General features: G+C 40.6%; 11 protein-coding genes and 1 pseudogene. 4 read left to right on the top strand and 8 right to left on the bottom strand.

The genetic code is table 11. The features are described 5' to 3' along the window. Positions 1 to 95: 95 nt before the first annotated feature. From NOS7107_RS29405 to NOS7107_RS13245, 5 genes and pseudogenes are all read right to left on the bottom strand, one after another. Complete coding sequence (locus tag NOS7107_RS29405) at positions 96 to 692, bottom strand: hypothetical protein (protein WP_015113488.1); 597 nt, start codon at positions 690 to 692, stop codon at positions 96 to 98. A 385-nt stretch (positions 693 to 1,077) separates the two neighbouring features. After that, a pseudogene (gene trxA / locus NOS7107_RS13260) lies at positions 1,078 to 1,437 on the bottom strand (thioredoxin); the annotation flags it as partial. A 364-nt stretch (positions 1,438 to 1,801) separates the two neighbouring features. Next, a complete protein-coding gene (locus NOS7107_RS13255) occupies positions 1,802 to 2,965 on the bottom strand; it encodes a GuaB3 family IMP dehydrogenase-related protein (protein ID WP_015113486.1) in 1,164 nt (387 codons plus the stop codon). Between the two features lie 404 nt (positions 2,966 to 3,369). Beyond that, positions 3,370 to 5,760 carry an endonuclease MutS2 gene (locus NOS7107_RS13250; RefSeq protein WP_015113485.1) on the bottom strand — a complete coding sequence of 797 codons (2,391 nt, stop codon included), beginning with the start codon at positions 5,758 to 5,760 and terminating at the stop codon, positions 3,370 to 3,372. Positions 5,761 to 6,094: 334 nt separating this feature from the next. Continuing rightward, entirely contained in the window at positions 6,095 to 7,234 is a 1,140-nt protein-coding gene (locus NOS7107_RS13245; RefSeq protein WP_015113484.1) for a ParA family protein, read from the bottom strand. A 288-nt stretch (positions 7,235 to 7,522) separates the two neighbouring features. Here NOS7107_RS13245 and NOS7107_RS13240 point away from each other — a divergent pair, with 288 nt between their 5' ends. Then, positions 7,523 to 8,110: a Uma2 family endonuclease gene (locus tag NOS7107_RS13240; protein WP_015113483.1), complete on the top strand. Its 588-nt coding sequence runs from the start codon at positions 7,523 to 7,525 to the stop codon at positions 8,108 to 8,110. A gap of 184 nt (positions 8,111 to 8,294) precedes the next feature. Here the strand turns inward: NOS7107_RS13240 and pyk are convergent, their stop codons facing one another. Then, positions 8,295 to 10,061 carry a pyruvate kinase gene (gene pyk / locus NOS7107_RS13235; protein ID WP_015113482.1) on the bottom strand — a complete coding sequence of 589 codons (1,767 nt, stop codon included), beginning with the start codon at positions 10,059 to 10,061 and terminating at the stop codon, positions 8,295 to 8,297. 435 nt (positions 10,062 to 10,496) lie between these two features. Between pyk and crtR the strand changes: the two genes are divergently transcribed. After that, positions 10,497 to 11,399, top strand: a complete 903-nt coding sequence (crtR, locus tag NOS7107_RS13230; protein ID WP_015113481.1) for a beta-carotene hydroxylase — start codon at positions 10,497 to 10,499, stop codon at positions 11,397 to 11,399. Then, positions 11,392 to 11,556, top strand: a complete 165-nt coding sequence (locus NOS7107_RS29015; RefSeq protein ID WP_172641450.1) for a hypothetical protein — start codon at positions 11,392 to 11,394, stop codon at positions 11,554 to 11,556. The genes crtR and NOS7107_RS29015 overlap by 8 nt, the downstream gene beginning before the upstream one ends. 34 nt (positions 11,557 to 11,590) lie before the next feature. Here NOS7107_RS29015 and NOS7107_RS13225 read toward each other — a convergent pair whose 3' ends face one another. Continuing rightward, entirely contained in the window at positions 11,591 to 12,712 is a 1,122-nt protein-coding gene (locus NOS7107_RS13225; protein WP_015113479.1) for a serine/threonine-protein kinase, read from the bottom strand. Positions 12,713 to 12,816: 104 nt separating this feature from the next. Here NOS7107_RS13225 and NOS7107_RS13220 point away from each other — a divergent pair, with 104 nt between their 5' ends. After that, positions 12,817 to 13,911 (top strand): PstS family phosphate ABC transporter substrate-binding protein, encoded by a 1,095-nt coding sequence (locus tag NOS7107_RS13220; protein WP_015113478.1) that lies wholly within the window; start codon positions 12,817 to 12,819, stop codon positions 13,909 to 13,911. Between the two features lie 137 nt (positions 13,912 to 14,048). Here the strand turns inward: NOS7107_RS13220 and aroH are convergent, their stop codons facing one another. Next, on the bottom strand, positions 14,049 to 14,462 hold the full coding sequence (aroH, locus tag NOS7107_RS13215) for a chorismate mutase (RefSeq protein ID WP_044499952.1): 414 nt from the start codon (positions 14,460 to 14,462) through the stop codon (positions 14,049 to 14,051). Positions 14,463 to 14,519: the final 57 nt, after the last annotated feature.

The following is a 14,519-nucleotide window of genomic DNA, read 5'->3' as shown; positions in this document are numbered from 1 at the left end:
TAAACTTAATTTTTTGAATTAAGAAGGACATGGTGACACCATGTCCTTCTTAATAACAACTAGAATTAAACCGTGGGCGATCGCCGTGGCTACCATCAAGATATCTGCCGCTTTTCAATATCAATTTGCTGATATATTTTTTGAACAGTGAGTAAAACTAACGCTATGATTTCTGGGACAAGTGCAGCAATTGCAGTGAGTTTTAGCGACCATGTTTCAGAGTCATTAAACAACCCAGATGCACCACTCAAGTTTGCAGATAGAATGTCGGTAAGGTCAATCGCAATACACGCCAACAAAAGCGTTCTTACAGTACTTCTATTGGCAAAAGCAACTATTACAGCAAGCACTATGTCTCTAACTGCCCAAACACGAATAATGTACGGCATTTGGATGTTTGTATCAACAGAGATACTGAGTTGCTTCATTAACCACAGTGGGTCAGCATAGCCAACAGCACTAAGACTAAACCGAATCAGACACATCAGTCCAATTAGTAAAGCAACATACCAGCTTTGGCCTCTCATATTTGCTCCTACACTGAGAATCATTGAGGAATTTATATAGACATTAAAGACATCAACAACTTTGAGCAACCCTAAATTTTCCGCCTGCTGCTCCTCAAACAAAACTAAAAACTTACGCAGCAACTGAACGAAGTTTTCAAGTTCTGACTCTGCTAAAACGCTCAAAACACGATGTTCATTGACTATATGAGCTTCAACCGTCTCTCAAGATTGGTAAATAAAGAAACGTAAATCACGCTGATACTGGCTAGATATTTAATATTTGAGAATCAAAATTAAGTTCTTCAAATAGTTGTACATTCATTAATTTGGAAGGAGAAAGTTTTACTGAGACGCGAAAACTCGCGTCTCAAAAACTTTTTTACAAAAATTTACCTAAAACAAATGAGCTTCTCAAAAGGGTTGTATTACCGATTGAGGGTTAACCAAAATTACCAATTCGCAATTCAAAGGGTACAAGCCCCTGCTAAATTTTTAATTTAGCAATTTAACATTAGTAGTGGGTTTAAGCCTCAACTAATTGTAATTACGAATTATGAATTATCAATTACTACTTTTCTTGAGCAATATGCTTTTCCAAAGTACTAGCTAATGTAGTTTTGGGTACGGCTCCAACGACCATATCAACTTTTTGCCCATCTTTAAAAATCATTAATGTGGGAATGCTGCGAATGCCATACTGACTTGCCACTTGAGGATTCTCATCAGTATTAACTTTTACAACTTTGAGTTGACCTTCGTACTGAACGGCAATTTCTTCGACAACAGGAGCTACCATGCGGCAAGGGCCACACCAGGGAGCCCAAAAATCAACTAAAACAGGTACACTGCTGTCGAGAACTTCTTGCTTAAAAGTAGAATCTGTAACTTGTGTGGCTGCTGACATGCCTAAAAACCTTTGCCAATTACATTTCTGAGTTTCGTGAAAATTCTACCATAGCAAAAACGTCTGCTCTGAAGAGTAAGGATGTACATTTGCAACGAAATTAGATTATATACATAAGGAACCGCCCGAACAGTAGTCCGGGCGGAGTGTGGTGTGAGGAGTGAACGGAAACATGCGTCTCCGCTCTCTCTATTGTAGGCGACATACGGAATTTTTCCAGTTGAATGTTTGAGAGTCTGGAAAAATTTCCTGAAGAATTTCAACTGGATATATCTAAAGGATTAGGAAAAATGAAAGTTATGAAGTCTGAAGTGTGTAGACGCTTTTAACGGCTTGCCTTCGGCTAGGATGAAATATGTTTCTTCCGCTTTTAAACTTCATAATTTCTTTATTTACCCATACCTAATTGTTGAGCTTTTTGGTAAACTTTTCCCTCAGTTAACAAGGAAGGCGCAATGACAACTTCAACTTGCTGCATTTCTTTGATGTCTTTGGCTCCTAATGTACCCATACTAGTTTTTAAAGCTCCCAACAAATTATGAGTGCCATCATCTAAGCCTGCGGGGCCAATGAGGATTTGCTCAAGAGTACCAGTTGTCCCAACTTTGATCCGAGTCCCGCGAGGTAGCACAGGGCTAGGGGTGGCCATTCCCCAATGAAACCCGCGTCCAGGGGCTTCGGCGGCTCTAGCAAAGGGTGAACCAATCATCACACCATCAGCACCACAGGCAATACATTTACAAATGTCTCCACCAGTGATTAAACCGCCATCAGCGATTACAGGGACATATTTACCAGTTTCCTGATAGTAATCATCGCGGGCTGCTGCACAATCAGCGATCGCAGTTGCTTGGGGTACACCCACACCCAACACACCACGAGATGTACAAGCTGCACCAGGGCCAATACCCACTAATACCGCCGCTGCACCAGCCTTAATTAAGTCTAAAGTGACCTCGTAGGTGACACAGTTACCCAACACTACTGGGATGGGCATAGAACGGCAAAATTCCGCCAAATCCAGGGTAACTATCGACTCTGGTGATAAATGTGCTGTGGAGACGACTGTAGCTTGGATGAAAAATAAATCTGCTCCAGCTTTCGCCACAGTCTCACCATATTTGCTGGCTCCTGCTGGTGTCGCACTCACAGCCGCAATCCCGCCTTGTTGTTTAATTTCCTGAATCCGTTTTTCAATTAATTCCGGCTTGATGGGTTCGGCATAAAGTTCTTGCATTAAGGCGACAAATTCATCTTTTCCGACAGAAGCAATCCGATCTAGGATGGGATTTGGGTCAACATAGCGAGTTTGGATACCCTCTAAGTTGAGAACTCCTAATGCACCTAACTGTGACAAACGCACAGCCATATCTACATCAACTACACCATCCATTGCACTCGCAATAATTGGTATATTTCGCTCTATATTGCCAATCTGCCAGCTAGTATCTGCCAAACTAGGGTCTAAAGTTCTTTTACCGGGGACTAGTGCAATTTCATCAATTCCATAAGCCCTGCGAGCCGTTTTTCCCCGCCCAAGTTGAATGTCCACGCTGTTAACTTTTATCAAAACTGTTCTAGCTAGGGTATCAAATTGTGAGGTGATTTGCAGCGGTTTTTTGGCAAGTAACTACAAAGATGTTTCAGGTTATCGTTAGAGAAAAATAAAACATGGAAAAGAGGGAACAGGGAAAGAAAGATTTTCTTGTGAATAACTGACTAGTTAAGGCTGAGATAATCCAGTAGAAAGATAATTTTGGGGTGAGATAAATAAGTGATCGCTATTTTTGCTTTGACAATCTCTACTAGCAGAAATTTTCCAAAAAAATAGCAAGAATATCCAAATTTCCTGAGACTTTTTGATAGCTTGAGCCAAGCATTTAAGATTGTCAAAGTTGATAGAAGTTAGCGATCGCACAATTGCTTTTACACAATTTTTAGCTAATCTGATTGAGCTTAAGAAATTTGAGCAATTGTCACACCACTACCACCATCAGCTGATTCGGCTGGTTCGTAACTGCTGACTCTAGGATGTTGCCGCAAAAAGGCGTGAACACCTAGCCTTAGTTTCCCTGTACCGTGTCCGTGAATAATCCAAATGGGGCCATTGGCTTCGGAAATGGCTTTGTCTAATTCAATTTCGGCATCGGCTACCCGCTTACCTCGTAAATCGACTGTATTTTTAGAAGTACGAATGGCGGGTGCGGCTTGGGGTGGGGGAGTCGTTGGTGTTGGTGTTGGTTTTTGTTTGACAATGGGTTCAGCTTTTTGCCCATCGAGAGATTCGATGTCTGGCAATTTCACTGTCATTTTCATAATGCCGAAGCGCACATTTAACTCTCCATCCTCATCGGGGGCGGTTAAAACTTCGGCAGTTTGCCCAAATTGGGAAATGCGGATGCGATCGCCTACTTTTGGCATAAAGCCCACTTTGGGTTTAGCTGCGGCGGCTGGCTGGTATTTTTGGGTAATCTGATTTAAAGCATTGGTGGCTTGTTGAGCATCTTGGGCTGTGGGTGTACCTTGCTGCAAGCGGCGAATGACTTGGGCTATCTCTCCTTTGGCTTGCGCGATCGCCTGTTGTACTGCAACTTCCTGGGAAACCCGCAATGATTTTTCCCGTTCTTCTAAGGATGCGGCTTTGTCAGAAACTTCTTTGTATAACCGTTCCGCTTGCTGCAAGAGTTTTTGGGCTTCTGCGGCTTTGGTTTCTTGGCGACGGCGTTGGGCTTCTAACCCGGCAATTACTTGGTTAACTTCGTCTGATGCTTCGCCTACTTGAGTTTTGGCATTTTCTACTACTTCTGGTTTTAAGCCTAAACGCAGAGCGATTGCTAAAGCGTTAGAACGTCCTGGAATTCCCCACAGCAAACGATAGGTGGGCGACAAAGTAGCTTCATCAAATTCTACCGAGGCATTTTCAAACCGCGCATCTTCGTATTTTAGAGCTTTGAGTTCCCCAAAGTGAGTTGTGGCAATTGTTAACTGGGCGTGTTCTGCTAAGTGTTGCAAAAGTGCGATCGCTAAGGCGCTACCCTCGGCTGGATCTGTACCTGCACCTACTTCGTCGAGTAAAACTAAGGAGTTGGGTTGATTTTCTACTTCATGTTCTAAAGCATTCAAAATCCGGCTGATGCGGCGAATATGCCCAGAAAATGTCGATAAACTTTGCTGGAGAGATTGTTCATCCCCGATATCTGCTAATATCTGGTCAAACCAGGGCATTTCCACGGGTTCGCGGGCGGGGATGAATAAACCCACTTTCGCCATTAATGCTGCTAAACCAAGAGTTTTTAAGGTGACAGTTTTTCCCCCAGTGTTCGGCCCGGTAATTGTTACTACCTTGATATGGGGACTAATCAATAAATCTACCGGAATTACTGAGTGTCCTTGCTCATGCTGTTGCTGCCAAATTAACAACGGGTGACGCAACTGACGTAAAGTCACAATTTCTTGTTCTTCACGGTTGATAAATCTGGGAGGATTCGCTTTTAGCCAGTAACTATAACGCGATCGCGCCGCCGCTAAATCGAGGGTAGTCACAATTGCTAATAGCCTTTCTAAATCCGGGGTGACGGCTGCGACTTGCTCAGTTAAAATGCGCCGCACTGCTTCTTCTTCTGCTTGTTCTCGTTTCAGCGTTTGCCGCAATTGATTACCCATTGGCACGATAGAACTAGGTTCCACGTACAGAGTCACACCACTGGTAGAACTATCATGAACAATACCGGGGATAGCATCTTTGTGGCTGGCTTTGACGGGAATAACAAAGCGATCGCCGCGTTGAGTAATTAGCTGTTCCTGAACAGCATTCGATTTTGCTTGTAAAATATTATGCAGTTTTTGATTAATCTGACTGCGTAATCGCCGCAAATCATCACGGATTTCGCCTAATTTTTGGCTGGCGCGATCAGCTACAATCCCACGTTCATCAATACAACGGTGAATTTCCTGTTCTAATTCTGGATAAGTGCGTAAATCTGCAACTAAATCAGTTAATACTGGTGTATCTTCTTGGTTATCAATTACACGCCGTAAATTTCTCGCCCCCGCTAGAGTAGTGGCGATCGCGAGTAATTCATCGCCAGCTAAAATCCCTCGGAGTTCAGCGCGTTCTATAGAATCACCAATGTCTTGAATACCATCAAAAGATAAGCCTGTAGCCAGACGGCTTTCTAGTTGGTAAACTTCTTTAGTTTGTGCTAATAACTGCTCACTGACTGACTGTGATGTAGGAATTTGTAAATTAGTTGATGCGATCGCCCCTAGCTTAGTTGCCGCAAATGTCGCCAAATGCTGGCAGAGACGATGCCATTCTAGTAGTTCTAAAGTTTCCGATTGGATCAAGGCTACAACATCTAAAAAATCTTATATGAAATTATCGTAACAACATAGTTGTGTTTACAGCCAATATCAGAAGATGCACTTGCTTTGCTGGGGTGGGGGAGGGAGCGATCGGCTTTAAATTATAGTTGAAAGAGCATTTATACTCATTCAGTAGTAAAACTTTCTTGTTTGTCACTCAGAGCGGCTTATGTATGAGTTAGCTTCTGGTAAAAAACTTTAGAAACAATAGGCTGCGTAATAATAAACTTTCAGCTTTTGCCAATAAAGAACTTTATTATTGGCTTACAGAATTGTGTAAGAAAAAAATAAACTTATTTTAAAGTAATAGCTCTAATTAAAATTTATTAATTATATGTTGCGCTAAAGAATCATATTCTTTATTCATTCTATCCATTAAACCTTGCTGAGAGTCTGACCATTTCCGTGAAGTTTTATTTGGTTTTTTTGTCATTGCTAAGTATTTAAGTGGAAGATTTAAGTGTTGAATATGACTAGCTCCATTATTTAAATCTTCAATTTTTGCTATCGGCTCTGAATCTACAAAATCAGGCACACATTGATAGGGAATTTTCTCACGCAATTGTGGAATTAATTGATTTGCTACTTTTTCTTGAACATTGTTTAAATGTATCTCATCAATAACAGTTTCTTTCCGTTGACGCAACGAGGTAAATTTAATACTATCGAATCCATTGTAAATCCAACCACCAAATTTTGGCTTACCCTTTGATGGAATAAAATTATCAAAACTATTCGACTCTTTATAACTACGTTCTCCTAAATTCCACTCATCGATAAACTTTGGCAACATAGCGCCAATTAAAGTAATACAATAAGCTGAGAATAAATCAGCAGTGCAAGGAACTAGAAAATAGTCTGAACAGTATAAGGCTGACCGAACAAGTGTATTGAATGCTGGTGGTAAATCAATTAATACATAATCGTATTCTTTTCCTTCTTCTTTAAGAGTATTTACTAAGAGAGAAGGAATTAAAAATCTTCTTAAACCTATCCCTAATGTTAAGTCTTTACCTACATCAAGTGAATCTGCATGACGATTCAGCCAAAAGTCACCTAAAACTACATCTATAACTTGATTTTTAATGATATTTTGATTTTCAAAGAAACTATCTTTCATAAATATTTCATGCTCATTAATTTTTCCTTTTTCAAGACTGCAAAGTAAGTTAGTATACTTGGGTCGATAAGTATAAACTTTGGGAATTTGATTTTGAACATATGATTGGGCATAAGCTCTAATTGTTCTAGCTAAAGGATATTGCGTTGATTGTTCAAGATAATTAGCTAATTCTTGATAACCAATTGTTATTAAAGAAAGATTACATTGTGGATCAAAATCTATGATGAGAACATTTTTTCCTGCTGCTGCTAATGAAGCACTTAGGTTGAAAATTGTAGTTGTTTTACCAACTCCGCCTTTATTGTTAAAAATGGAAATTATTTTTGTATCCATATTAGAAAACTTAGCTTACTAGATTTAATAATTAATCTTCTATAATATCTTTTACTTGTTCCATTTTATCTAGCGCATCCCAGACTACTTATCTGACCAAATCTAGGTATTTATCTATATTTTTTAACTTTACTAGCATAGATGGCGCAAGTCTCAGCGTCAATATAAAAGCGATCGCATCTCTTCAACAATTAAATATATCCTTTGCGGTGAAACATCACGAGCGATCGCAAAACTCTCATTACCCTATTTATAATGAGGCTAATGTTACCTGAGTAAATAAATCTTATGGTTGTGCAGATTCCCCCCAGTCAATACTCCGCTGAGGAATACTTGGCACACGAAGAGGCTGCTGAGTGCCGCAGTGAATACCGTGATGGAGAAATTATCCCAATGACTGGAGGCTCAATTAATCATAATCGAATTATCCGCAACCTTAGTAGATTACTCGAAATAGGATTACAAACACAGCCTTATGAAGTTTTCTTAAGCGATTTGCGTCTCTGGATTCCGCGTTACCAAGCATACACATATCCCGATGTTCTCATCATCAAAGATGAACCAGTCTTTCAATCAGGAAGGAAAGACACAGTAATAAATCCCAGCATTATTTTTGAAGTGCTTTCTAAATCTACTAGTAGTAGAGATAGAGGTGATAAATTTACTTATTATCGCTCCATTCCCGAATTTCAAGAATATATTTTAATTGACCAATATCAACTGCACATTGAGCAGTTTAGCAAAACTCCTGATGGCAATTGGCTATTTAAAGAAACTGACGATGAAGATGGAGTTTTAAATTTAGCTGCTGCTAACTGCCAAATTCCCCATCGCCAGATTTACGAACGAGTTAACTTTGAAACTCAACCAGAGTAAGTAGGTAGGCACAAATAAACCTAACTATGTAACAAAATGTACAAAGCTTAAAAACCTTGCAATTGCTACCCTGCGGGAACGCTACGCGAACGGGAAGGCTACCGCCTACGCAATGACATAGTTATAAATTTTTCCACCTACCTACTTAGTTATTTTGCCTTTTGCCTTTTACCTTTTGCCTTTTTTAAGGTGTTCCCACCACGCCAGAGTAAATTAACCCTCGTTGCACATCCAAGGTTAAAATTGCCCCATCACGAATGACTTGGGTGGCTTTTTTTACACCAACAATCACAGGGACACCGAGACGTAAGCCAATGACAGCGGCGTGACAGGTCAAGCTTTCTTCTTCAGTAATAATCCCTGATGCTTTGCGAATCGCATCAACAAAATCAGCACCAGTGCGAGGCGCTACTAAGATATCGCCGGGGTTAAAGTTGCTGACATCTGTACTTGTTAACGCAACTCTAGCGCGACCACTCACTGAACCTTGTCCTAGTCCAATTCCTTGACCCAATATAGCTGTAACTACTTCAACTTTAATTAAATCTGTGGAACCAGAAACGCCTTGCAGTGTACCCGCAGTCATCACCACCAAATCGCCTTCAAACAGTAATTTATGCTCTTGGGCGACGTTGATTGCAGCTTGGAATGTCTGACCAGTTGAAGGCAAACCCAATACTAGTAAAGGTTTCACACCCCAGACCAATTGCAGTTGTCGGGCTACGTTTACATGGGGTGTCACAGCCAAAATTGGTGTACGGGGACGGAATTTGGATACGTTACGCGCGGTTGCCCCAGTTTGGGTTAAGGTCATGATTGCAGCTGCGCCCAGATTTTCGGCAATTTGACCTACAGCTTGGCTGATGGCGTTGGGAATGGAACGTCTACTATCTCGTAGTTGGCGTGTGGCTGAGTTCCGTTCTTCTTGTTCTATACGTTCAGCAATTCTGGCCATTGTTGCAACTGCTTCTACTGGGTAGTTACCCACAGCAGTTTCGTTAGAAAGCATGACTGCATCAGTACCATCTAAAATTGCGTTGGCTACGTCTGATACTTCTGCACGGGTAGGGCGAGGATTGCTCACCATGCTATCTAACATTTGGGTGGCGGTGATAATGGGAATTCCCAAGCGGTTGGCGGTGGAAATTAGCCGCTTTTGCAGTATGGGAACATCTTCGGCTGGTAGTTCTACCCCTAAGTCACCTCTCGCCACCATTACACCATCACACAAAGCCAGAATTGCTTCCATTTGTTCAATGGCTTCATGCTTTTCAATTTTGGCTATGACTGGGACTTGCTTCCCGGTGCTGGAAATCAGTTCTTTGATTTCGATCACATCTTGGGGGTTGCGAACAAAGGAAAGTGCTACCCAGTCTACGCCTTGGTCTAGACCGAACGTTAAATCTTCACGGTCTTTGTCAGTCATGGCTTTAATGGACAGATATACCCCAGGAAAGTTTACCCCTTTGTTATTGGATAACTTACCACCAACTGTCACACGACAGCATAAATCACCCTTTTCCCGATTAATTTCTTCCACCACCATTTCAACTCGCCCATCATCGAGGAGAATTTTGGCTCCGGTGGGGACTTCTTCGGCTAAATATTCGTAAGTAACGCAGCTAATATCCTGTGTGCCTACAACTTGGCGATTAGTTAAGATAAAGCGATCGCCTTTTGCTAAAACTATAGACCCATTTTCAAACCGCCCTAAGCGAATTTTTGGCCCTTGCAAGTCTTGCAAAATTGCCACTGGCTGATTAAGTTCAAAAGCAGTTTGCCGAATTAAGCGAATATTCCGCTGATGGTCAGCATGAGTACCGTGAGAGAAGTTAAGGCGCAGCGTTGTTGCTCCTGCTTCAATAATCGCCTTGAGCATTTCTGGGCTGCTGGTAGCGGGGCCAATTGTAGCGACAATTTTTGTCCGACGTAGAGAATCTCTTAATTGCATAAGGGCTGATTTTAGGGAGCTTGTTAAGCAGTCATCGTAAATTAAAGGAGATGCTGTATTCAGTTACTGCCACATCAATCAATTTAAGCAGTTAGCGAGGGGCAGATAAAGAGTAGATTTGAGGAAAGGTTTTTGAATGATTGCTGAGTTTTTCCTTGAGATTATTTCTTGGGAATCAAGAACAGAATAGCTATCGTACACTAAACTTGATGTCCTCTCTCCCCAGGAATATTTTTTTCTCTCTACCCTTGAATAACTGAGTGGACGCACCCCAACAATCAGCAAATACTTGGGTTTCGTCTGGAATCATAGCGCTATTCATCTGCTGTGAAGCAGATGTTTACATAAGAAATTGCTATACAAAACTTTATCAAACTTTATTTTTTACTAATATTTATCGTATATTCGTAATGTTTGATAAAGAAGGAGTCAGAAATGCTGGCGTTGGAGGCACAACAAAAAGTCTTGAAAATCCCGCCCAAGGAATTATTAGAGCCTCCTGGTAATTTCAGCCCGACAATGCTGATTTTTTTGTCTGCTATAGCCATGTTAGTGTTATCGAATTTAGGCTACTGGCTGTGGCAATGGCCACACTGGTTATGCTTTTGTATTAACACCTTAGCCTTACATGCTTCTGGCTCAGTTATTCACGATGCTTGTCACCAGTCTGCACATCGTAACCGGATCATCAATGCGATGCTAGGTCATGGTAGTGCGTTGATATTGGCTTTTGCTTTTCCGGTCTTTACACGAGTACATTTACAACATCACGCTCATGTTAATCATCCCAAAGATGACCCAGATCATTATGTCTCTACAGGCGGGCCTTTGTGGTTGATTGCTGTGCGGTTTTTATACCATGAAGTGTTTTTCTTTCAGCGACAACTTTGGCGTAAATATGAGCTATTGGAGTGGTTCATTAGCCGCTTGATTGTTGTCAGTATTGTGTATATTTCAGTGCAGTATAACTTTTTAGGCTATATTCTCAATTTTTGGTTTATTCCCGCCTTTATAGTTGGAATAGCACTGGGGCTATTTTTTGATTATCTGCCACATAGACCTTTTGTTGAGCGCGATCGCTGGAAAAATGCCCGTGTTTACCCCAATCCAGTTCTCAATCTCCTAATTATGGGGCAGAATTATCACCTAATTCATCATCTTTGGCCTTCTATTCCTTGGTACAATTATCAACCAGCCTATTATGTGATGAAGCCTCTGTTAGATGAAAAAGGCTGTTATCAAACTTCAGGATTATTGCAAAAGAAAGATTTTTTTGAATTTGTTTACGACATTTTTTTAGGAATTAGGTTTCATCATCACAAGCCAACTGATGAATAACAATTTGGAGGCTGAAATGAAAATTTGGGTATGGAGTGCCATTGGCATTTTAGCTATTAATTTAACTGTGCTGGCAATTGTGGCATTTTTAATTCACAGAGACAGTACTCAGCCAAACTATAACCAATCGCAAATAATGCAAAACTCTGGCTCTTAAACCACTGAGTTATTTTGTGTTTTTTCCAATCAACTTAATGATTGATTTTTTTTGGTGTGGGTAATGAATTTTGAGTGTTAGGTTCTGGTGAAATTATCTGCAAAGACCAATAACTAACAACCATCAAAATTAAACCAGAAACCACACCAATTACTAATCCAACTAATAAAGGAGACTTTTTCGGAATAATAGAAGTTTCAGTAATACTTGTTTGTTTTTCTAAAAGCGGTGCTGATATCGTACTGTGAAAGCACGCGTTAGAGTTAAATGCAGATAATGTATTTTGAGACGAAAAAGTTGATAGCAGCGTAGCATCTTGATTGTTTATATAAGGTAACAGCGCTGCTAATACTTCCTTTGCGGATTTATATCTATCTTGAAAGTGATAACACACCATTTTATTAATCACCGCAGCTAACTCAACATTTACACTAGCTAAATGTTGCCAAACAATTTCACCTGTTTTGCGATTTTCTGGTAACTGTGTTGGATGTAACCCTGTTAATGCTTGAATGGCAATCATCCCTAAAGCATAGATATCACTATTAGGTCTTGGTCTACCACGTTGTTGTTCACTAGGCATATATCCTGGTGTACCGATCGCAATTGTAGATTGTTCAATTGGCACTAAACTTTTTTTACCTTTGACTAATTGCGTCAAAATTGGTTTAACAGCACCAAAATCAATCAAAACTAAGCGATTGTCTGATATTCGGCGCATAATATTGCTGGGTTTGACATCTCGATGTATCAACCCATGACTATGAACAAAATGGAGAATTTCTAAAACTTCTTGTAGGAGTTGAATAACTTTACTCTGTGACCAACAGTAACCAGGCTGAAGTTCTGTACTTAAAGTATGTCCTGCAATAAATTGTTGCACTAAGTAGAATTCTTGGTCATCTTCAAAATAAGTCAACAAATGGGGAACTAAATCATAGTCACCGAGTTTTTGCAGCGCTTGTGTTTCTCTGTTAAATAGCCGTCGGCGGATTTCTACAGGAATAGAAACTTCGCTACTTGGTAAAAAATGCTTGACGACGCAGGTGGGACGGTTTGGAAGATGTGTGTCTTCAACCATGTAGGTTTTACAAAATATTCCCTGACTTAAAACTTGCACAACCTGGTAACGTTCACTTAGTAACTTTATTAACATGTTACGATGTACCTGACGGTTGCTCCCCGTAATATCACGTAAAGGTATTTACTTATAGTTTTAATATATATTCTTTATTAAGACGCTTAATAAAATTCAATCTAATGAGCAACAGTAATAGAAAAGCTGTTTCACTCAGCACAGACGCAATCCAGATGATCAGGGGGCTGATCATTGGCGAAGTAATTACAATTGTACTCATTGGCGGGCTGTGGTTATGGCTAAGACCACGCTTATTTGTCAATAATCGTCAGGATTCTGTCTCTAGTCAGAATTCTGAAGCTGTCAGTAATCTTACGGGTTCAACCTTTGCCCAGATTAATGATATGCCAATTGGTGCATTCAATTACGGTGGTAGTACAGCTTGGGCATCAATTAGGCAATTAGTAGATTCACAGATTCAAAATACTCGTCCAGAATTTCAATTGCTCTATGTCAATCCTACAGATGGTAGCCCTGGTTCCGGCGCAGGAATTAGAATGTTGTTGGCTGGAAAATTAGACTTTACTCAATCATCTCGTCCGCTGACAGATGCAGAACAAGCTCAGGCGAAAAAACAGGGTTTAACAATTGAGCAACGTCAAGTAGGAATGGATGGAGTTGCAATAGTAGTTAACCCAGAACTTCAAGTTCCTGGCTTAACCGTTGAACAATTACAAAAAATTTATCTGGGACAGATTACTAACTGGAAGCAAGTAGGCGGAAAAGATTTACCAATTGTACCGTTGTCTCAATCACCGGAAAATGCAGACACACTGTTATTCCCTAACCAGCCAGCTGACAAGCAAAATTTAAGTTCACAAGTTGAGTATGTTTACTCTACAACAGAAGCATTACGCCGGCTCAAAACCACTCCTGGCAGTGTATATTATGCTTCTGCTAGAGGGGTGATCAATCAATGTGGTGTGAAACTACTACCTTTGGGATTAACTTCAGAACAGTTAGTTTCTCTCTACCGTGAACCAGTTGTACAGTCAAATCAGTGTCCACGACAACGCAATCAACTAAATACAGCAGTAATCAAGAATGCTACTTACCCACTAACTGCTAAATTATTTGTCATGATTCAGCAAAACCAAGGACAAGAACAACAAGTTGGGGAAGCATACGCCAAACTTTTGCTGACTGAACAAGGACAAAGAGCTATCACTCAAGCTGGTTTTGTACCTGTTAATAGCCAGGAAATAGCAGCTAATTAATATATAAAAACAGATTTTACGCGCAATAATTGCAATTTTGTAGATGTGTTCCCTAGGTTATTTCCGAGATCAACTTTTGATGAAAACTGCATATTTACCAGAATTGTGTTTCCTAAGCCTACATACTTGAAATGGATTTAAACCTTAGACTCAATTGCTGGCTGTGATGTGTGTAAAGACTGCGGTAAACTCCAGTCGGGACGTAAATTAGAAGCGTGGCGCAAATATATATGATGAATTGGGGTAGAAACTGGCAGATAAGCGTGAATTAAGAAGCGGACGCAACGTTGTAAACTACCTTCAACGTGCATTTGCTGCACATCCAACATAGGTACATTATCCCAACCAGAACGTGCGCGAGCGATCGCCGCCGGAAAAATCGCATCTAAATCGCGGGTGACGGAGAAAGTCACGCTAATCATATCCTGCGGTTGTATTTTATTGCGTTGTTCTAGTTCATCTAGCAGTTCTATGACTGCTTCTCGCATTGCTTCAATTGTATTTTCTGCAACCGTTGTTGCTCCACGAATCGCTCGCATTTGCCACTCCACGCCAAAAATCCTCCTTATTTCAGTCAACAGTTAACAGCTAACAGTCATCGGTTATTA

It is taken from the genome of Nostoc sp. PCC 7107, assembly GCF_000316625.1.
Lineage (GTDB): Bacteria > Cyanobacteriota > Cyanobacteriia > Cyanobacteriales > Nostocaceae > Nostoc_B.
The sequence above is the reverse complement of the archived record's forward strand: the minus strand, read 5'-3'. Positions and strand labels throughout refer to the sequence as shown.